Source organism: Pseudomonas sp. HPB0071, assembly GCF_000478505.2.
GTDB lineage: Bacteria > Pseudomonadota > Gammaproteobacteria > Pseudomonadales > Pseudomonadaceae > Chryseomonas > Chryseomonas luteola.
This window is the reverse complement of record NZ_KI517367.1, coordinates 1,186,590-1,206,009: the sequence shown is the minus strand read 5'-3', so window position 1 is coordinate 1,206,009 and position 19,420 is coordinate 1,186,590. Positions and strand designations below refer to the sequence as shown.

Sequence of the window (19,420 nt, the reverse complement as noted above, 5' to 3'; positions counted from 1 at the left end):
CATGGCGACCATCAAGGACGTTGCGGCACTGGCCGGTATCTCCTATACCACCGTATCGCACGTGCTCAATGGTACTCGCCCGGTTAGCCCCGAAGTACGCACCAAGGTCGAGGCGGCCATTGACCAGCTGGGCTACGTTCCCAGCGGCGTGGCCCGCTCGCTCAAGGCCAAGGCCACCAGTACCATTGGGCTGCTCGTGCCCAATGGCAGCAACCCGTACTTTGCGGAGCTGGCGCGGGGTATCGAGGATCACTGCGAGCGTAACGGCTACAGCGTCATCCTCTGCAACTCCGATGACAATAACGACAAGCAGCGCCGTTACCTGCGTGTGCTGCTGGAGCGTCGTATCGACGGCTTGATCGTGGCCACCGTGGGCGGCGACGGTGAGTTCGCCCAGGCCTTGGCCGCAGTCAAGGTGCCGATGGTGCTGGTCGACCGCCCGCTGGAAGGTGTGGAAGCCGATCTGGTGCAGATCGACCATGAAGAGGGCGGCTATCTGGCAACGAGGCACTTGTTGGCGTTGGGTCATCGGCGTATCGCTTGCCTGGGTGGGCCTGCCGAAACGCTGGTCGCTCAGGAACGCCTGGCTGGTTATTGCCGTGCGATGAAGGAAGCTGGGCAGACGATACAGCCTGCGTGGCTGCTCAATACCGAGTTTACTAGCGCCGCCGGTTATACCGCTGCCGCACACTTGTTGGAAAAGAGTGCACCCACGGCCATTTTTGCCGGGAACGATATGATCGGAATCGGTATCCTGCGTGCCGCCGCCGAGCGCGGCCTGCGCGTTCCGCAGGATCTGTCCATCGTGGGTTTCGACGATATTGCCGTGAGCCGCTACCTTTATCCGGCATTGACCACGGTGGGGCAGTCCATCCTGCAGTTAGGCGAGCGCGCCGCCGGACAGCTGCTGGCCCGGCTCGCGCAGCGGCACCGGCCCACACCTGAACATACCGTGGTGGCGCCTACCCTGGTGGTACGCGAGTCCACCACGTCTATCGAATTGAACGAGAGTCCATAAGATGCAAGCAAAAATAGTGATCGTGGGGAGTCTGAATATGGACTTGGTCGTACGGACCCCACGCGTGCCGGTAGGCGGTGAGACCCTGGCAGGCCGCAGTTTCGTGACGGCGCCTGGCGGCAAGGGTGCCAATCAGGCAGTGGCGTGTGCCCGTCTGGGCGCGCAGGTCACCATGATCGGCTGCGTAGGCCGTGACGCCTACGGCGAGCAGCTGCGCAGTGGCTTGGAAGCCGAAGGCATCGAGTGCTCCACGGTCGCATCCGTAGAGGGTGTACCGACCGGTATCGCCTCCATCCTGGTCGATGACAATGGGCAGAATTGCATCGTGATCGTGGCGGGGAGCAATGGCGAGCTGTCGCCCGAGCACCTGACCCGCCACGACGCCGCATTGCAGGCTGCCGATGTGGTCATCGCCCAGCTGGAAGTGTCGGTCGCTACGGTCGAAAAGACGTTGACCCGCGCTCGTGAACTGGGAAAGACGGTCATTCTCAACCCAGCACCAGCCGTAGGCCCGTTGCCTGCTCATTGGTATGGTCATGTGGATTACCTAGTTCCAAACGAGAGCGAGGCCGGCCTTCTGACCGGTATTGAGGTTAACTCGCTGGAAACAGCCGCCCAGGCTGCCCAGCAACTGCTTGATGCAGGCGCCAAGCGTATCCTGCTGACGATGGGCTCACAGGGCGTGCTGTATAAGGATACCGAACGGCAGCAGCACTTCCCGGCGCAGGTTGTCCAGGCGGTGGATACCACGGCGGCAGGAGACACCTTTGTTGGCGGATTTGCCGCTGCCCTGGGTGAAGGTCTTCCATTGGAAGAGGCCGTTCGTTTGGGCCAGCAGGCGGCTGCGTTGTCCGTCACCCGTGCCGGAGCGCAACCCTCCATTCCCTATCGCCGCGAATTGAACATCTGAGAGCGCCCATGAAAAAGACTCCTTTGCTTAACAGTGCGCTATCCCGCGTGATCGCCAGCCTTGGTCATGGTGATGTGATCGTGATCGGTGATGCTGGCATGCCCGTACCTCCCGGCGTGGAATGTATCGATCTGGCTGTGACTCATGGCGTGCCCGACTTCGCCACTACGCTACGCGTCATCGTGAGTGAAATGCAGGTCGAGGCCCATGTCCTCGCCGAGGAGACCGTTGTCCAGCATCCGCCTGCCTTGGCTGAAATCCAGCGGTTAAGCGCCGCGGGCGAATTGGGCAAGCGCCAGCTGGTAAGCCATGAGGACCTCAAGGCGCTATGCAAAAAGGCGCGCGTTCAGGTCCGCACCGGCGAATGCCAGCCCTATACCAATATTGCATTGATTGCTGGCGTCACTTTCTGATGACACCGGCAGGGCACGCTCACTGAGGTAGTCTATCCAGTGAGCGTGGCTCATGAATGGGGCAACCGTTGAACTGCCCCCTGAACCCGGATGACATCTCGTAGGCCGGCTTGCGAGAACGCATCACACCCCCAATGGGACGATGCGCTGCCAGGCCATGCCAGGGTGAGAACGCCATGCTGTCGTCTACTTCCCTGGCGCGGGCCTCCGTCCAGGTGGGCTGCGGATCGACTTCGATCCGGGCTACGGTGATATAAGGGCTTTCTTCCTCCGGCCACTGTGCTGAAGCATCCTCGACGGGCATCTTCTTCGAATCGGTAGCCAGCTGAACCCGTATCTCCCATACGCCACCCTGCCTGGCAAAGAATTCGCTTACCGCCTCGCGTAGCCCATTGGGCTTGCCGTTTACATTCAGCGGTGCGTCGGTCAGGGCCATCAGCTCGGGAGAAGCAGGCGCCACGCTGAGTTTGGCGTAATAAGGCCCATACAGCAGGGGCACGCTGGTGTAGAAGGTTTCGCCCAGGATATGGGTCTCCGGATGGCCGCCCAGGGATTTGAGCGTTGCACTTTCACCGCCAACGGCTTCGATTACCTTTTCAGCACCACGCAGAGCGGCCGACAGCGCTTTCTTGAGGCCCGGTGCCTTGTCTGTGGTCGCGGCCAGGAGCTTCAGGCTTTTCAGAAAGGCCTTTGGTGTTGCTGCCGAAAAGGCCGGGGCATTCACCATTACGAAATCCTGAGTCAGCTGGCCCTCGCTACCCGGCAGACGATCTCCCTCCACACCAATGACCTTGATCGCAAGCCCCCGCGGCGAGGAGACGCTATCGTCCAGCAGATCTCCGGGGTTGGTTGAAAAGCGCAGCACGACAGGGTAGTCACCCGCTTTGGCAAATACACCCTGAGCAAGCTCTGTTGGCAGGCCTTCCAGTACCTTCAGACGTCCCTGCAACAAGCCATGGCTCTTGGCATGCACACTGCGTACGGCGTGCCCATAATCCTCGGAGGTCGTCTCGATGATCTTGCGCATTGTTTCGACCAGCTCGCGGGTGGTTTCGGCCTCGTCCTCCGGGATCTGTTCAAACGATGGATCATACGGTAATGGGCGAATGGGAAGGGTAGTTGACACAGTAAGTCCTCAGCTCATCAGGGTGCGTTATGTGGCATCGTTGTTATGGCGCGTGTACTGGCCACAAGCCTTACTGATTCTGGACAAGCCCTGCTATCGACTGTTCATGAAAGGCGTTGATGAATGACAAATAGATAGCATTTTGTATACAAAACCCTGGCCTTACCGTCTCGTTTGGAGCGAATCGAATCTTTTCCGCTGCACATTCCGCTTAAACGCAACAAAACGCTATGAAGCAAAACCCTTCCCGCTGGCCGCAGTCCGTTAAAGAACGTTCTATTAGAGGAGAACTCCATGTCTGCCCCAGCACTTCCCATGATGCCGCCGGCTCGTATAGCCCAGGTCAACGGTATCCAGATGGCCTATTACGAGGCCGGCCCTCGAATGACCGGCTCCAAACCAGCCATTCCCATTGTGCTCTGCCACGGTTTTCCCGAGCTGGCCTTTTCCTGGCGTCATCAGATCAAGGCGCTGAGTGAAGCGGGGTATTGGGTCATCGCGCCTGATCAGCGCGGCTATGGGCTGACCGATCGGCCCGAGGCTGTTGAGGCCTACGACATGGAGCACCTGACCGGTGATCTCGTCGGTCTGCTGGACCATCTGGGCGTGGAAAAAGCCATTTTCTGTGGTCATGACTGGGGCGGTCTGCTGGTCTGGCAGATGCCGCTTTTGCATCCTGACCGTACCGCCGGTGTGATCGGCCTTAACACGCCGTATTTGCCACGTCCGCCCGTCGAACCGATCGAGGCGATGCGCAAGCGCATGGGCGACGAGATGTATCAGGTGCACTTCCAGAAGCCCGGCGAGGCAGACAGCGTTTTCAACCGAGATGCCCGTAAAGTGTTCAGTTTCCTGATGAAAAAGCCTGGAGAAGACGAGGTCGACGGGGCGGGTATCGCAAAGGCCAAGGCATCCGAGCAGGGCTCAGCCTTTGCACTGGTGCGCTGGCTGGAGGCCTATCAGCCCGAACAGGATACTCGGGAAACTTTTCTGACCGAGGAGGAGTTCAACGTCTTTGTTGAAACCTTCAGCCGGACCGGCTTTACCGGTGGCATTAATTGGTATCGCAACATCACACGTAACTGGGAGCGTTCGGCCAATCTGCCGACGGAAATAAACGTGCCTTCGCTCATGGTCACTGCAGATCAGGATGCCTTCCTGCCGCCTTCCATGTCGGAAGGTATGGAAACGTACGTGCATGACCTTCAGCGAGGCGCCATCCAGTCCTCCGGTCACTGGACCCAGCAGGAGCGGCCCGATGAGGTCAACCGCGTCTTCCTGCACTGGTTGCTGCTGCGGTTTCCGCTAGAGGCCCGCTGACAGGGTAGGGCACCCGTTGATGCCGCTCAGGCTGCGACAGCTTGAGCGGCTCGCATGATTCGGTTGCGGCCTTGCTGTTTACCCTGGTAAAGCGCCTTGTCGGTGCGCTTGATTGCATCCTTCAGACACTCGCACTCGCCAATCACGCAGGTCGCCAGCGTGGCCGTCACCATGATGGTGGCACCCTCTACCTCTAAACGTATTGCGCGAATTTCATTCAAGATCCGCTCGGCAATCTTGTCGGCATTTTTGAGGTCGGTATTACGCATCAGGATCAAAAATTCCTCACCACCCCAGCGTGAGGCCACGTCCGTGCCTCTCACCGACGCGGCAATGACCGATGACACCTGCTGCAGGACCGTGTCGCCCACGTCGTGGCCAAAGGTATCGTTGATGTTCTTGAAATGATCTACATCCAGCATGATCAGTGAGATCGGCTTGAACGTTTGAGGGCTGCGGTACAGCCGCTGCGCCTCGCTGTGCAGACGTCCGCGGGTATATAGATTGGTCAGGCTGTCCTTGTTGGCCAGGGTAAACAGGTCTGCCTGCATGGCAATCGAGCTGGAAGCCGTCAGGGCCGAAATATAGACCAGCATCACGATGGCCGAGCTCAGATTGAACAGGCTGAACAGCTCTGTAACCTTGGGGCTCAACATGAGCAGGGGTTCAACGGCGAAAAACAGATCCGTAACCTTGCCTATCAGTAGGCAAGTACAAATCAGTATGCAGGTTACCCAGCGCCAGAAGGGGGCAACGGTGTAATTGAACAAGGCAATCGGAACGATGCAGAGCAAGTAGTAGTAAAACCCGGTATGCCATCCTATGACCACGGTTGCGACCACGGCATGCACGACGATTTCCGACATCAACAGCGTGCTTGTCAGTCGATAGCGCTTGGCCTTCAGTAGCTGTAGGCAATAGAAGTGGATGGCCACGCTGCCAATATTGGTCAGCCAGAGGGCTTTGACGTCCAGCGCAATGAACGTCAACAGAAAAATGATGTGAATACCCAGCACCGCCCTGATGCCAAGCACACCCCTGCTCCAGAAGCGATCCGTTGCTGTTTCCAAAATCTGGGCGCGATCAGACGCCGAAAGATCACTATTCATTAAGTCCGACCCGACTTACACATGCATGGCGCTGCACGTTTCAGCCCGTGAAAGTTGTTACAGCGCATCGGCTGGACCTGGCAAGTCTTGAGCGAGAGCAGTTTGAAAAATAAGCCGCTTGATAAACGGCAGAGCACAGGACCCAACAATTAGTAAGGGTACGGGGCTTACAGTAAGCTAGCTAATAAGACGCGCTTATCCCTGAGTATGAATAAGCCTATTGAACCGGCACCCCATAACGCCGGACACCCATTACCTGATGAGTATCGAGACGCAGCCCGAATGGCTTGCGTGGAGTTGATGTGTGCTGCCCAACAAACTGATCCTTGCCGTGCTGATTGTCGGCATTTCTGTCGTCGGCCTCAGTATCGGCGCCACCATTCCTGTCGTAGCGCTACGCCTGCACGAAGCGGATACTCCCAACCTGACCATTGGCATTCTTTCGGCCTTGCCGGCCGCCGGTATGCTCGTGACGGCCTTTATCGTCGAATGGCTCACCGCACGGCTTGGTCGCAAGCACATCTACCTGCTGTGCTTTTTCCTCTCCATGATCAGTATCGCCATGCTGGAAGTCTTCAGAACCGAACTCATCCCGCTGGGGCTGTTCCGCTTTCTGATGGGGGTAGGGGCAGGGCTGATCGTCATTCTGGGGGAGGCCTGGGTTAACGAGATTGCTGATGAATCCAACCGTGGTCGTGTTGTCTCCCTGTACGCCACATTCTTCACCGGTTTTCAGCTGCTTGGGCCTGCCATGGTTTCCGCCTTGGGACCCAGCAGTGCCTGGGTGACAGGCATCGTTCTGGCGATCTTTGCTGTGTGTTTGCTGGCTACTGCGCGGTTTCTGCCCAACCCCATCGTCGGTAAGACTACCGTTGAGCAAAAGACCTTTACCGTGTTGGGCTTTCTGAAGGTCGCCCCTGCGATCTGCGCAGGCGTCGTGTTCTTCTCCTTTTTTGATAGCGTCGTGCTGTCCATGTTTCCCGTGTTTGCCTTGAGCCACGGTTACGAGGTTGCACTGGCCGCACTGATGGCGACCGTCATTCTGCTGGGTGACACCTGCCTGCAATACCCGCTGGGTTGCCTGTCTGATCGCTTCAACCGCAACCACCTTTACCTCGGCTGCGGCCTGATTGCCTTGCTGATCGGCCTCGCGCTGCCCTGGTTGATCCAGATGCAAGCGTTGCTTTGGCCAGTGCTGGTCATACTGGGTGCGGTAGCCGGTGGCGTCTATACCTTGGCTATCACGCTTATCGGGCAGCATTTTCAAGGGCAGGACCTGATTACCGCCAATGCCAGTGCAGGGTTTCTGTGGGGCGTGGGAAGTCTTGCTGGTCCCATCCTGAGTGGCGCAGCCATGTCCGCAGGGCCAAATGGTCTGCCACTGGTATTGGCCGCAGCGGCTGGCTTATTCGTACTGTGTGCCCTGAAGGCAAGGGGTGGATGTGCCCTCAGACTGGAACAACATGATTAGAGATTCGATAGACGAGAGCCATGCGTTCTCGCAGAGTGGCTGATGAGCTTTGTTCCCCGGCAGACAGGGGCGCGGCTGCAACCATAAAAGCTCTTGCCAGCCTTGGCCGTGCGCAGGCTCATGGGCGCCGAGCAGAACGGGCAATTCTCCGCGTTGGCCTGCCAGGGTGTAACCAAAGGTGCATTGGCAGCAATGATCGAATGGTGCGGCGCGGGTTTTTGAGGTACTCGACTGCTGCGCAACCCTTCATAGACGCTCCAGGCTACCAGTACGCCAACAATACCCAGCATGATCGCGGCATCGCTGACGGAAAGTGCCCCAGCAGCCGCATCCCCAGCCCATGTCAGGTAAGGTAGAAGAAAAAGCACTGATCCAGTGAATGCCTTTTGCGTAAGCGGCATGCGTCCCATGACTCTATCCATTTGGCTGATGCGCGGCGCACAGTGCGCCTGATATGCGAGGGCTATCGGCAAAGGACATTCAAGCTTAAGTCGAAGGCAATAAGCCCCGACCAGTGGCGTATCGGGGCTTTGTTTTGTCACCGATGAATGGGAGAGGCGGCATTCATGGCGAGAGCGTGCAGGCGCTCATTAATGCGTCTCGGTCACCTTTTTCAGGTAACGCGGCTGATCAGGATTGCAGCCGCGCGCCTTGGCCAGTGTCTCGGCAAGAACATAAAAGCTCTGGATCAGAGTGAAAGGCTCCAGCATGGCATGGTCGGTCCGGGCGCTGGGTAAATCGACGCCGTCATTATCCTCGGTTGCAGCCAGCAATACCCTGGCCCCGCGGGTACGCATTTCTTGGGCGAACGCCAGCGTGCCGGCCTGCTCAGGGCCGGCAGGTGCAAAGATCAGAACCGGATACCCTTCGGTGATGATCTCCATCGGGCCGTGCTTAACCTCTGCACTGGAAAAGGCTTCGGCCTGTATGCCGCAGGTTTCCTTCAGCTTCAGGGCTGCTTCCATGGCGATTGGTAGGGCTGGGCCTCTGCCGATGACCAGCATCTTGTCGACCGGTGTCAGCACCTCGATGGCCCTGGACCAGTCCGCTTCCACGGCACGTTCCATCTGCCGAGGCAATGTCTGGAGCGCTTGTAGCAGGTCCGACTTTATACCCAGGTTGCGCTCCAGATAACCTACCGTCTGGGCGGCTGCCATAAGCATGGCAACATAGCTCTTGGTGGCAGCCACACTTTGCTCAAGTCCGGCAGGCAGCAGGACCTCACCATCAGCAATTGCCGCCAGAGGCGAATCGGGGGTGTTCACCAGGGCAGTGGCCCTAGCGCCGCGGGATTTCAAATAACGAACGCTGGCAATCAGGTCCGGACTCTTGCCAGATTGGGAAAGCGCCGCCACCCAGGCATTGTTGAAGCGCAGGGGCGGCTGATTGAGGCTGACCAGCGAAAGTGGCATGGAAAGGCTGGGAATGCCGATCCGGCACATCATCAGGTGAGCGAAATAGGCAGCCGCGTGATCCGAACTGCCCCGCGCCACGGTCATCATGAGGTCAGGCAGATTACGCGCCAGACGGTCTGCCAGTGCCATAACAGCACTGTCGTCGTCCAGCATGCGTTGCAGGACGGCAGGAATGGACTGGGTTTCATTCAACATCAGGGACATTGCAGTTACCTTCGGGACGTCAACCTTCGGACGCTGTAGCGTCCGGTGTGGAAAGAAGCTCGGTTTGGCTCAGAATCTGCTCGGGGATAAAAGCAAGCCCGGCGGCATCCATGGCCATACTCAGCGCGCCCCATAGAGGCGCGTCGTGCGTGAAATGCGCCGTGACGATCTCAGGCGCAAAGGGAACGGTACGGTTAATCATGTGCTTGATGAGCGGGGCCAGCGTTGCCGCTTGCCGATAAAGCCCTCCACCAATGGCAATGCGGCCAACATCCAGGGCGATCGCCAGATTGGCCACCTGAGCGGTGCAGGCAGCAATCCGCACATGCAGCGCCTGCTGAGCGCGAGGCTCCTGGCTGGTGAACAGGTCGAGCGCCTGGTGGCCCGGCCCGAGCAGCTCAACGGCCAGCTGATTCAGGGCCGTTCCGGAAAACAGCTCCTCCAGCGGGGCACCGCCTTGCTCGTGGCTGTACCAGTCCGACACGCGCTCAGGGTCCAGAAAAGGTGACAACATATAGCCAATTTCCATGGCGGCGCCGTTATGCCCACGGATCAGCTGCCCATTGGCAATGGCTGCGGCAGAGAGCCCCGTGCCCAGATTCAGGTAGAGCGCATGATCGATACCTTGCAGGCTGCCCCAGCGTGCCTCGGCCAGTGCACCGGCCTTGACGTCGTTGTCCAGCATGACCCCAGGCGTACCCAACCCTTGAGCAATCAAGCCGTGCAGGTCGAGCCCTTCAAAGCCGGGTGTATTGGGCGCCATCAGTAAGGTATGGCCACGTACAACGCCCGGGAACACGCCTGCCACGCTGCGAATGGTCGTTGCGCCGAGTTGCTGTGCACATTCCCGTGCGGCCTCAAGCAGGCGCATCAGGGCCGGCCCGCCAAGCAGGCCCTCGGCATGGGTCGCCAGGACCCGAGTCGCCAGCTGTTCGCTGGCGGGGTCATAGCAGGCAATGTGGGTTTTGGTACCGCCAACATCGATGGCCAGCAGTACGCCCTGATCAGGCATGGTAAGACTCTCTCTTTCAAGTGCTTGTGTTATGGCGCTACAGTCAGGAGAGCCGGTGTGTACGCGCCCACAGGAGATAGGCGCCGCCACCCACCAGCAGCCAGACCAATGACCACTGGATCGGGTAGGCACCGGGTGCGTTATGGTTGGAGGCCATGTAGATATAGACCCAGCCCACCAGCGCAATAACGGCCGGCACCGGGTAAAGCCACATCGCATAAGGTCGTTTCAGGTGCGGTTGGTTCTTGCGCAGCACGAAAAGTGCAATGATCTGGGCAACAGACTGCACCAGAATCATGACGGTTGTCAGAAGCTGGATCAGCGTGGTCAGGTCGCTCAACCGGCCGATCATGAAGCCGATCGACGTCAGCACACCCATACTCAGCAGCCCATACGTTGGGAACTCATGGCGGGCATGCACCTTGGCAAACGCCTGGAAGAACACCTTGTCCCTCGCCGCTTCATACGGCACCCGCGAGCCTCCCAGAAGCCCTGCGAACACCGAAGCCAACGCAGTGATCAGAATCAGAACCGTCACGGCATTGGCCGCTGTAGCGCCCCATGTTTCGCTCAGTACCACCGAGGCCACGGATTTATAAGCTGCCGAATTGGGATCAAGCATGCGATGCCAATCCACGACGCCCAGCACGCCTACCTGCATCAACAGGTAAATGGCGAGAATGCCGAGAATCGAAAAGATGATGGACCTGGGAATCACGCGGCCCGGCTGGTCAACCTCACCAGCAAGGTAGGCCGAGGTGTTGTAGCCCAGGTAGTCATAAATGCCGATTGTTAGCCCTCCAGCCATGCCAAGCCAGAAGCCACTGTCGGAAAGATCAAACGCTCCCTCGGGAAAGCTGAAGGCCAGCTCAGGGTGAAAGTGGGAGAGGGCTGCAGTAATGAGACTGCCAATGCTGATCAGCATGATTACCCACAGCACGATGCCCAGCTTGGCGACCGACTCGATTTTGCGCCACAACAGCCCGATGATCAGCCAGATAAGGCCCAGGCCAATCACATTGCCTGCCGTCTGGCTCATGTCCGGCCAGAACCAGGTGAGGTACTGAACGAACCCGATGATTCCCGTGGACATGATCAGCGGAATGAACAGCATCGCCGTCCAGATAAACAGAAAGGGCATCAGCTTTCCCGTGCGTTTGCCAAAGGCCTCGCGCAGGTACACATAGGTGCCTCCCGCACCTGGCAATGCCGCACCCAGCTCCGCCCATACCAGACCATCACACAGGGCCAGCAGGGCGCCCAGTATCCAGCCGAGATAAGCTTGCGGGCCGCCCATGATGACAATCATGGTTGGAATGGTAATGAAAGGCCCTACACCACACATCTGGCTCATGTTGAGCGTAGTGGCGGGAAACAGACCAAGTTTTTTCTTGAGGCCGGAGGAAGGCTGGCCGGTTACGGGTGATGACGGCATAGGACGATCTCTTCGCTCGAAAGGTAAAGGATGGGCAGATGAAAGATTCTTCGTGCCATCGATCGGCTCTACCGATTCGGCATTGTTGTTGTAGTGAAGGGATCGCTTTGGTCAGGTGAGTACATGCCAAACAGCGAACCACCCTTAGAAGACCATAGGCTTTATATTAATTCAACTTGATTTAATTAATGTGCGCTCCTGATGATGTAAACATGAGAAAGGCATCTACCAAACGCATCGTGACTACCGGCACCAATGCCGAACACGCCCGCCTGCATAATCGCCGGGTCATTCTGGAAGCCATCCGCCTGGGTGGACGGCTGACTCGTGCCGACCTGACAAGGCTGACCTCCCTTACCGCTCAAACCGTCTCGAACATCGTGACGGAGCTGCAGGAGGAGGGCGTGCTGCTCGCCCATGCGCCGGAAAAGGTTGGCCGGGGCCAGCCCCCGGTTCCCCTGTCGATCAACCCTCAAGGCGGCTATGCCATCGGCTTTCATGTCGAGCAGCATCGCATCATTGCCGTGCTGCTTGATCTACTCGGAGAGTGTCAGGCGCAGGCCAGCCTGCCGGTCGATTACCCCGCCTTTGACGAAGCGCTGCCCCTGCTCACTGAAACTGTTGGCCGCTTCCGGGCACAGTTTCCCTCGCATCGCTTCATCGGCGTCGGTATTGCCTTACCCGGGCCGTTCGACGTGGAAGGCATCACTGCCGTTGGCCCAACGGCCCTATCCGGCTGGGATGACCCTGCCATTCCTTCACGCCTCGAAGAAGCCTTGGAACTGCCTGTGCTTATCGAGAACGATGCCACTGCCGCCACCATGGGCGAGCGACTACATGGCGTTGCCAGCGATCTGCAAAACTTTGTGCATCTCTTCATTGGCAGCGGCCTGGGAGCAGGGCTGTATCTGGAAAATCGCCTGTATCCCGGGCACTGGCATAACGCCGGGGAGATTGGCCACATGTCCGTCATTCCTGACGGCAAGGTCTGCTACTGCGGAAACACGGGTTGTCTGGAACGGTATGTGTCCATCGCCTCGCTGCTTGAACACCTGGGACAAACCGCTGATCAGGATATTGCCACCTGGAACTGTAACACCGCCGCCTTCAGGCAAGGCGTCGATGCCTGGCTGAATGAGGCCGTACCCGCCCTGCGACAGGCCATCAACATCCTCGAATCCCTCCTGGACCCGCAAACCATCCTCATCAGCGGTTTTCTGCCTGAGCCAATTCTCAAGCAACTGGTAAACCGGCTAGCGCCGCTACCCGTCTCGGTCAGCCGCCGGCCGGACCGTGAATACCCCCGCATCCAACTCGGCGCTGCGGGCCCGGACACCGTTGCCCTCGGTGCTGCCGCCCTGGTCATCCTGACCGAAATCAGCCCGCATTACGAAACGTTGCTCAAAGCCGAAAGGGGATAAGAAACAAAAAAGCCCGCACAAGGCGGGCTTTTGGTGTTTCGCTACATGCAGCGCATGTGGAAACGATATCTGGCGCTCCGGCGGGCTTCTAACTTGTAACTCAAGTAATTGTTTTATAAGGGTATTTATAAGTAATAAAAACAAAGGCATACACATAGGCATACGCGAAGGTCGCTGCTGGGCTTGTTTTTGGATTTCGTGAGGCAAAAAAAAGCCCCACCGAAGTGAGGCTCAACAGCGAAAACCGACAGTAGCGGGAGGGGATGCTACTGCCTGGTTACAATAGGGGTATCGACCGGAAGGGAGAAAGCTTTAGTCAGCACTAGCTTTTTTTATTGGCCGTGATGAACGTAAACAGACGTACTATCCGAAAATCGGACCTCTAAAAGTGTCCCAGTGACACAGTTAGCGATTGCTCGGGACGTGGAGAAATCTCACGAACAAACTCCCATTCGCACCGACATTGCATCCGGTTGGGTAAGCATCACCCTGTATTGGGATAGGCAATTCACAGGGAAATCACGAGACGGCTAGCACCTATCTCGCGGCCAATCTTACGCAGTGAGTTCAGATCGTCATCCCAGAAAGCCAGCCGTAAAGGCATGGCTAATAGGGTGTTGTGCTCGTCATCAATCAAGTGGGCTATAAGGTGCTCTTTCTCATTCATCTTATGCAGCTCCGCTAAGGTGAGTAGTTTTTAGCGTAGACGGCCTGCTAGACTTCACTGGCATATCGGTTTTCCAGAAGATGACTGGTATGTAGCTGGGCCAGTACCACGCACGCTGGCCCAGCACCTCCTTCACTCCTCAAATTGAGAAATATGCAAGGCCAGTTTAAAAGTGTCTCTGGGACACAATTAGGCTTTCCGGATAATCCCTCAGATGTGAGTGAAAAAACCACCCGATTAGGTGGTATTTACTCCAGCAGACTATTTCACTGACTTTAGCGTTGGTGAGTGCCTGAGCCTGTATCTACCTTGAGCAGCAGCCTTTGCAGCCTCTTTAGCAGCGTCTTTCTTGCCCATTTCACCTTTCTTAGCATGGACGTAAGGCAATAGAGCCTTAGCGGCTTCAATACGCAGGCGCGGATCTGCTCCAGGATCACCCATTACTGCACACAGGAATTCCAAAGGACCATCGTACTTTTGGTCGAGTGCCGAGGGCTGGCCAGTGCTGCCTACTTGGCGCTGCCTTTCGACCTCTGCTTGTATATCCGGCCTGCTGAGTAGCTTGGATGCTCTAGAGCGTGCATCAGCTGGTGCATAGCCCGCCTCAATAGCCGATTGGTTGCCATTTCCTGTTCTGGCGTAGGCCGCTATGAAGATGCGTTGCTGGTGGGTGAAGTGGCGCATGTTGGCCGATCCTGTAATAGGGAATTTAATCTCTGAATGAGGTCGGGGGCGGTCTAGCTAATAAGAGTCTTCCAACTTTCGATATGCCCCCACCTTCACAGATCTGCAAAAGGGTTCGAGCTGGGCTTCTTGGCTTTTCCTGTGCTTACTCTGGCTCGGTCGGCAGGCGTCATACCAAACTTGCCCAGCAGTACCTCCAGTCGGGTCAGCTTCATTGCTGGAAACTCCACCGGATCCGCGCGGAACTGCGCTAGGAGCATGGCGGCCATCTCCAGCGCGATACGATCAGAGTTGGTCAGAACCTCAAGCGGGGCTGCTCCTGCAATCTCTTTCCAGCACGCCAGCGCCTGTTCACTCAGGTGGGAAGGCGGTTCGGTTAATGGGCCAGAGGTAGCAGGATCTGTCCGTTTGCGCTCGGGGTGCTTTCTGAATGAGCCTCGGGCGTCGAGTACATTGGTTGGGGTTCTAGGTCTGGCCATTTCAAAACTTCCATTTGGGAGAGACGTAAAAAGAGGGGCGGGGACGGTGTCCTTGGCGAAAGGTGATAAGTTTTCAATTGCCCCCCTACCATGACTTAGGCCAGCGCTGCAGTTCATCTAGAGCCTTTGTAGACGCCTGATAGTAGTACGGTTTTGGCTCAGGCTTGGGCAACGTGCGGGCCTTGTAGATACGTAGGTAATCGAGAAGGGTTTTCTCTTTCATCATTGCTGCTTCTTTTGAGAGATGTGCCTGCCGCCGTGATCTGGAGAAATGTTCCAAAGGAGGGCATCACGCGCAGGCTGTCGAGGTTGTTAAGGACACTCACGACTTGTCCCTTACATCAGTTAATCGTGTGGCCTAGCGCCTCGGCTATTCGGTCGCCTGGCTGGATCTGTTCTTCGAATCCAATGCCGCTGGCTGTATGGGCAAAGACGCTTGTCCCTTCCAGCTCCAGCTTTGTAATGGTCATGTCGTAGCCAGGATGCAATTCGGTGAAGCTGGCTATCTGCTCCTTGATACGTTCCAGTGCGCTCATGGCTTTTGCTCCTGTTCCAACCTTGCAACTCGGTCCTGCAGATCCTGGATCAGCTCAAGCAAGTCATCCTGTTCCTTGGCTATCTCTTTAAGCCTGGGCTTCATTCCTGCTGCAAGGCCTTTCGCTAACGCCTCTAGCTCTTGAGTCTTCATGCTTGCCTCACTGGTTGGTATCAGCGATGTAGGCCACTGATCCAGCTCGAACGGCTAGCCAGTTGAGTAGGCGGGTAGCCTTGATGGCAGAGAGGTTGAGCTGCCAGAGGCTTACGACATTGCCGTCTTCCAAGGTCAGTGTGGTCTGGTCGGAAAGATCGAGCAGAACACCATCATCAGCCAGGATGATGCCGCTAGGATCTATCAGGCCAAGGAATCCATCCGGTACCGCAGTGCTGGTTACCAGGGGCAGGCCTGCTACTTCACCGCCTAGGGCACCGGCACCAAGGTAGCCATCGTTGTAGAACCTCATTCCATTTAAAGGTGTGGTCACGAACACCGCTGTTTCCAGGTCACCTTGGAATGCATTAATCAGGGCTTGAATAAAGGTCTTTGAGTCACTGCCTACAACATCAACCGGGGTGATGCCATAGGTAATGGCAGCGGGAGAAACGCCTGCTTGGCCTGCATTGGCTGGGTCAATAAAGGAGGTACTTTCCAGATCTGCAACAGCTCGGGAAAGATCACGACTGATAGCGGCTTCGAAGTTGGCGCCGGCGCCTTTCAAAAGCTCGTTGGTTATTGGGATGATGCCAGCGACCTTATCAGCCGATAGCAGATTAGTGCTTTCAAAATCTGTCCCTGTGACAGGGATCAGTTGACCCTCAGCTGTCCAGGAGGCTACCGGGTTACTGAGTTGCCGAAGGATGCGAGTTTCGAATGGGATCTTGCGAAAGGCAGAAGCAGCCGCAATCTTGCCGATCAGTGAGCGACTGCGTACCAGCTCTACAAACCCTCGGCCTGCCGCTAGAAAGTCAGGATCAGAGCCTAGGTCGGTGGTACCCATTACTTCCTTCTGCAGTAGGTCAACCACTGTGCTTGCAGGACCAAACTGTGATTTGGCATAGCCAAGCGCATTCATTGGATCGCCAGCGCCTACGGCTTTGGCTTGAAGGAATCGGATAAGGGTATTGGCGGGTAGGTTCATATGTGCGAATCCAGTCATTGGAGAATGCACACAGTGTTAAGCGGGAGGGTCGTGCGTTCCATGCCAACATTTCCCGCTAAATCATGCGTTTTCGTAGCCTTTTTCGAACTCTGCTGCAATATCGCTAAGACGATAACGCCATCGATTGCCAATCAGGCGGCGGGGCATACGGCATTTTCCTTCCTGCCGTTGTGCTCGAAGCGCGCCAGGACTGTAGCCAAGCAGGCGCTCCGTATCTCCCTCGGTCACGCTCATGTCGCCAGCTATGGTGATATTCCACTCCCTGCATGAGTTGATGAGTAACTGCATCGTTGCCTCAACACGCTGATCAAAGGTTTCAGTCATCACTGCACCTCTGCATCAGGCCACCGGAAGCGGGCAGCTTCCAGCGCCTCGGTATGGGTCATAGGCTCACCAATCATCGTGCAGAGAGTCTTACCGCTTAGGGTGATCTGCCAGTGCATCTTTCTGGCTATACCATCATTGGCAGATAGCTCAGCCAGTAGCTCCAGGCGATGCGATTTCACATACCGGCGAACGTCATCGGTAATCCTGGCTTTAGGCGATACGTAAACGCGGCTTCCCTTGCGCTGGGCACGTAGACCTAACTGCTTTAGGTAGTCGATAGCGGCCATTAGATTTCCTCCCCGTCTTCGTCATCCGGTAGGAGGGGTGCTCTATCCGTCACACCGTCACAACCCGCGCCATTGTTGGGTTGTAGCGATTTTTTATCCGTCACATTAGTAGGTTGTGTGACGCTTTGAAAATCGCTGGAGGCCGCGTGATTACTGGGTTGTGACGGTGTGACGCTTGTAACGGGAGGGCTGGAGGAAAGGTATCTGTCCCATGCCTCCACAAATTGCTCTTTGGAGTAACCTTTCTTCGTGTCGAAGCCTGCCCGGACTGTACCGGACTTGATACCAAACTCTCCCAGCTTGGCGGATAGCTGGCGCGGTGACATGGGCTTACCTCGGTTCCAGGTGGCCCAAGGTGCTTCGTCATCCTGAATAAGATCTTCGAGCAGATGAACACTAAAGATCTTGCTGGCTTGCTTGGTATCAAAAATCGCTTTGATGTCCGCCAGTAGCTCAACACCTACACTTGGCGCCTCATCTTCAATGCCATGCAGGGACGCAGCAGCCTGGCGTGCCATTCTTGGCCAATCGCCACCTGCAGCTTCGGCAATGGCAAGAAGCGGCTCCCAGCAATCATTTGCACGATCGTTTAACCCTTCGATAATGACAGGCCGGGAGGCGCTAATGGCCTTAGCATTATCCTCGGCAAAGCGAGCGATGCGACTACGTAAACGCTCCCATAAGGCAGGGTCAGAATGACGTAGGCGCTCGGCTTGTTCTCCAGGCTTTTTGCGGCGCAGACGTAGCGGAATGCTACGGTCGGCCAGGGTGTCAGCGATCTTGCCAATACCGCATAAGGCTTTAGCTCCCCATACTTTGAACTTGGTAGGCATGTGATCGTCACCTACGCAGCGGATCACGAAGGCGCTGTCCTTGGTAAAGCCAGCATTCAAGATGCCGCGTGCTTCTTCGTTGTCGCGCAGGAAAGCATCTACCTCATCAATCAGCAGGGTAGGGTTCCATAGCTCAATCGAGCGAAAGAGAGCCGCTGTAGCGATGTCAGAGACCTGCATAGGTCGGTAGGCCAGCTTGCCCAGGGCGGAAAGCATGACGGTCTTACCACAGCGCTTCTCTGGTGCGGTGATATTGGCGATTGGGGCAACCTGTACCGAGTCAATCAGCCATGTAAACACTACCCACAGCGCAGCCGCTCGAAGCGTCTCCTTATCGGCAATGACGTGACGGCCCAGCGCCTCGACTATCTCGTCTAGCAGCTCAACACCATTGACCGAATCAGGCCATGCTTCCACTTCATCAAAGATGCCGTCATGTGAAGTCTGCTTGAGTTCCAGGCTTGGCGCAGTCAGTCGGTCGAACTCGGCCATGCTGAGTGCCTTGCTATCCTTTACTTGCTGGCGAACCCTGGCAAAGTCAGCGGGGTTTGATTCCTTCATCTGGCGCAAGGCTTCCAGAATGGCAGGCTCATAGATTGCGCCGGGGTCGTCTGGTAGCCGCTGGAGCGCGTTCTGGATAGGGCTTTTGGGTTCCAAGCGAATCACCTTATTCATGGCGAGCACTCCAGCAGGAGAGGTCGTTAAAGTCACTCAGCGCTAGCGGTGCGTCTTCTGGCCAGTTGGGGAAAACCACCTCAGCGGCAACAGCCAATGCCGCGGCATTAGCAGCGGTACGTCCAGGGTTGCCGGGTGTCTGGCGGTCATCGTCACCCGCAATAACGAGACGGGCAGCGGGGTAGCGGTGCTTGAGCTGTAGCGCGACCTCCAGGAGGTTGCCTGCATTCATGGCGCAGGCCACGGCGCTACCCGTAGCCTCTCGAAGCGTTGCGCCAGTGGCCCAGCCCTCACAGATATAAAGAGGCTGTTCCGCCTCCATACCTCCAAGGGGTGAGTAGCTACCCTTTACCCGTCCGCCTGCTAAAAACCGCTTAGAGCCGTCAGGAGCAATGCGCTGGAGGTTTACCAACTGGAGGCAGTGATAGAGCGGTACTAACAGTTCATTGCCGCGCTGGCGCAGGCCGTGGGGCTTAACCTGCTTACGCATCAGGTAGGGGTGCTCAGGATCAGCCGCCCGTGATTCATGCCACCAGCGGTTAGCCCAGTCCTCAGCCTCTAGCCAACGTTTCTGTAGTTCGGCTTCGCGCTGGCGCTTGGCTTGCTCGATACGCTGGGCAATCAGTTGGGTTTCCAGCGGATCAGCAGGCTTGCGAATGCTCCAGCGGTGCACCTCACCCACTTTCCACGAACCAAACGCGCCAGACGCAATACCGTCCAGATACAGGACGTACCAGCCATTCAAAGCGCCGGGCTTGTCACTGGGCACGCGGAATCGGTGAATGGCTCCATCGGCAATGGGTAGCCAGTCAAGCGCTCCATAGACGTTTTGCAGCGCATCCCGAAAAACTATTTCTACTTTCTCCAGGCAAAGTGTGGCCGTTCCCGCCAGTTGGCAGGTTTTTGAAACGTTCATG

Annotated in this window: 22 protein-coding genes and 1 pseudogene; 7 read left to right on the top strand and 16 right to left on the bottom strand. The window is 57.0% G+C overall.

The window, feature by feature from the left end; translation table 11 throughout:
- Position 1 precedes the first annotated feature (1 nt).
- The 3 genes from HMPREF1487_RS05975 to rbsD are packed head-to-tail and all read left to right on the top strand — an operon-like array spanning position 2 to position 2,341.
- On the top strand, positions 2-1,018 hold the full coding sequence (locus tag HMPREF1487_RS05975; RefSeq protein WP_010795713.1) for a LacI family DNA-binding transcriptional regulator: 1,017 nt from the start codon (positions 2-4) through the stop codon (positions 1,016-1,018).
- 1 nt (position 1,019) lies between these two features.
- Entirely contained in the window at positions 1,020-1,928 is a 909-nt protein-coding gene (gene rbsK, locus HMPREF1487_RS05970) for a ribokinase (RefSeq protein ID WP_010795712.1), read from the top strand.
- 8 nt (positions 1,929-1,936) lie between these two features.
- Entirely contained in the window at positions 1,937-2,341 is a 405-nt protein-coding gene (gene rbsD / locus HMPREF1487_RS05965) for a D-ribose pyranase (RefSeq protein ID WP_010795711.1), read from the top strand.
- Between the two features lie 19 nt (positions 2,342-2,360).
- On the opposite strand, the gene HMPREF1487_RS05960 is transcribed toward rbsD, so the two are convergent.
- Positions 2,361-3,467, bottom strand: coding sequence for a catalase family protein (locus HMPREF1487_RS05960; RefSeq protein ID WP_010795710.1), 1,107 nt, complete (start codon positions 3,465-3,467; stop codon positions 2,361-2,363).
- Between the two features lie 294 nt (positions 3,468-3,761).
- Between HMPREF1487_RS05960 and HMPREF1487_RS05955 the strand changes: the two genes are divergently transcribed.
- Complete coding sequence (locus HMPREF1487_RS05955) at positions 3,762-4,787, top strand: alpha/beta fold hydrolase (RefSeq protein ID WP_010795709.1); 1,026 nt, start codon at positions 3,762-3,764, stop codon at positions 4,785-4,787.
- A gap of 26 nt (positions 4,788-4,813) precedes the next feature.
- Here HMPREF1487_RS05955 and HMPREF1487_RS05950 read toward each other — a convergent pair whose 3' ends face one another.
- On the bottom strand, positions 4,814-5,896 hold the full coding sequence (locus HMPREF1487_RS05950) for a GGDEF domain-containing protein (protein WP_037029778.1): 1,083 nt from the start codon (positions 5,894-5,896) through the stop codon (positions 4,814-4,816).
- A gap of 304 nt (positions 5,897-6,200) precedes the next feature.
- Between HMPREF1487_RS05950 and HMPREF1487_RS05945 the strand changes: the two genes are divergently transcribed.
- Positions 6,201-7,367: an MFS transporter gene (locus tag HMPREF1487_RS05945; RefSeq protein WP_010795707.1), complete on the top strand. Its 1,167-nt coding sequence runs from the start codon at positions 6,201-6,203 to the stop codon at positions 7,365-7,367.
- On the opposite strand, the gene HMPREF1487_RS05940 is transcribed toward HMPREF1487_RS05945, so the two are convergent.
- Positions 7,364-7,777 carry a topoisomerase DNA-binding C4 zinc finger domain-containing protein gene (locus tag HMPREF1487_RS05940; RefSeq protein ID WP_010795706.1) on the bottom strand — a complete coding sequence of 138 codons (414 nt, stop codon included), beginning with the start codon at positions 7,775-7,777 and terminating at the stop codon, positions 7,364-7,366. The genes HMPREF1487_RS05945 and HMPREF1487_RS05940 overlap by 4 nt on opposite strands.
- Positions 7,778-7,957: 180 nt before the next feature.
- Positions 7,958-8,986, bottom strand: coding sequence for an SIS domain-containing protein (locus HMPREF1487_RS05935; RefSeq protein ID WP_010795705.1), 1,029 nt, complete (start codon positions 8,984-8,986; stop codon positions 7,958-7,960).
- On the opposite strand from HMPREF1487_RS05935, the pseudogene HMPREF1487_RS28320 reads away from it, so the two are divergent.
- A pseudogene (locus HMPREF1487_RS28320) lies at positions 8,892-9,092 on the top strand (hypothetical protein); the annotation flags it as partial. The gene HMPREF1487_RS05935 and the pseudogene HMPREF1487_RS28320 sit on opposite strands and share 95 nt — an antisense overlap.
- Here the strand turns inward: HMPREF1487_RS28320 and HMPREF1487_RS05930 are convergent.
- Together HMPREF1487_RS05930 and HMPREF1487_RS05925 are read right to left on the bottom strand one after the other, a co-directional pair.
- Positions 9,006-9,998: an ROK family protein gene (locus HMPREF1487_RS05930; protein WP_010795704.1), complete on the bottom strand. Its 993-nt coding sequence runs from the start codon at positions 9,996-9,998 to the stop codon at positions 9,006-9,008. The pseudogene HMPREF1487_RS28320 and the gene HMPREF1487_RS05930 overlap by 87 nt on opposite strands.
- A gap of 43 nt (positions 9,999-10,041) precedes the next feature.
- Positions 10,042-11,433, bottom strand: coding sequence for an APC family permease (locus HMPREF1487_RS05925; RefSeq protein ID WP_010795703.1), 1,392 nt, complete (start codon positions 11,431-11,433; stop codon positions 10,042-10,044).
- A gap of 212 nt (positions 11,434-11,645) precedes the next feature.
- Between HMPREF1487_RS05925 and HMPREF1487_RS05920 the strand changes: the two genes are divergently transcribed.
- Positions 11,646-12,854: an ROK family transcriptional regulator gene (locus HMPREF1487_RS05920; RefSeq protein WP_037030486.1), complete on the top strand. Its 1,209-nt coding sequence runs from the start codon at positions 11,646-11,648 to the stop codon at positions 12,852-12,854.
- Positions 12,855-13,362: 508 nt separating this feature from the next.
- Here the strand turns inward: HMPREF1487_RS05920 and HMPREF1487_RS27250 are convergent.
- The 10 genes from HMPREF1487_RS27250 to HMPREF1487_RS05880 form a co-directional block, all read right to left on the bottom strand.
- Complete coding sequence (locus tag HMPREF1487_RS27250; protein WP_010795700.1) at positions 13,363-13,521, bottom strand: hypothetical protein; 159 nt, start codon at positions 13,519-13,521, stop codon at positions 13,363-13,365.
- Between the two features lie 261 nt (positions 13,522-13,782).
- A complete protein-coding gene (locus tag HMPREF1487_RS05915; RefSeq protein ID WP_010795699.1) occupies positions 13,783-14,205 on the bottom strand; it encodes a terminase small subunit in 423 nt (140 codons plus the stop codon).
- A 95-nt stretch (positions 14,206-14,300) separates the two neighbouring features.
- Positions 14,301-14,684 (bottom strand): phage terminase small subunit, encoded by a 384-nt coding sequence (locus tag HMPREF1487_RS05910; protein ID WP_010795698.1) that lies wholly within the window; start codon positions 14,682-14,684, stop codon positions 14,301-14,303.
- A 341-nt stretch (positions 14,685-15,025) separates the two neighbouring features.
- Positions 15,026-15,220 (bottom strand): hypothetical protein, encoded by a 195-nt coding sequence (locus HMPREF1487_RS05905; protein ID WP_010795697.1) that lies wholly within the window; start codon positions 15,218-15,220, stop codon positions 15,026-15,028.
- The gene (locus HMPREF1487_RS27245) at positions 15,217-15,372 is read right to left on the bottom strand and encodes a hypothetical protein (RefSeq protein ID WP_010795696.1); all 156 of its coding nucleotides are present in this window, start codon (positions 15,370-15,372) and stop codon (positions 15,217-15,219) included. The genes HMPREF1487_RS05905 and HMPREF1487_RS27245 overlap by 4 nt, the downstream gene beginning before the upstream one ends.
- Before the next feature lie 7 nt (positions 15,373-15,379).
- Positions 15,380-16,360, bottom strand: coding sequence for a phage major capsid protein (locus HMPREF1487_RS05900; RefSeq protein WP_010795695.1), 981 nt, complete (start codon positions 16,358-16,360; stop codon positions 15,380-15,382).
- Positions 16,361-16,441: 81 nt separating this feature from the next.
- Positions 16,442-16,705, bottom strand: coding sequence for a hypothetical protein (locus HMPREF1487_RS05895; protein ID WP_010795694.1), 264 nt, complete (start codon positions 16,703-16,705; stop codon positions 16,442-16,444).
- Positions 16,705-16,995 carry a hypothetical protein gene (locus HMPREF1487_RS05890; RefSeq protein ID WP_010795693.1) on the bottom strand — a complete coding sequence of 97 codons (291 nt, stop codon included), beginning with the start codon at positions 16,993-16,995 and terminating at the stop codon, positions 16,705-16,707. The genes HMPREF1487_RS05895 and HMPREF1487_RS05890 overlap by 1 nt, the downstream gene beginning before the upstream one ends.
- Entirely contained in the window at positions 16,995-18,503 is a 1,509-nt protein-coding gene (locus HMPREF1487_RS05885) for a DUF3631 domain-containing protein (protein WP_010795692.1), read from the bottom strand. The genes HMPREF1487_RS05890 and HMPREF1487_RS05885 overlap by 1 nt, the downstream gene beginning before the upstream one ends.
- Positions 18,496-19,419 carry a toprim domain-containing protein gene (locus HMPREF1487_RS05880; protein ID WP_010795691.1) on the bottom strand — a complete coding sequence of 308 codons (924 nt, stop codon included), beginning with the start codon at positions 19,417-19,419 and terminating at the stop codon, positions 18,496-18,498. The genes HMPREF1487_RS05885 and HMPREF1487_RS05880 overlap by 8 nt, the downstream gene beginning before the upstream one ends.
- Between the last annotated feature and the right edge of the window lies 1 nt (position 19,420).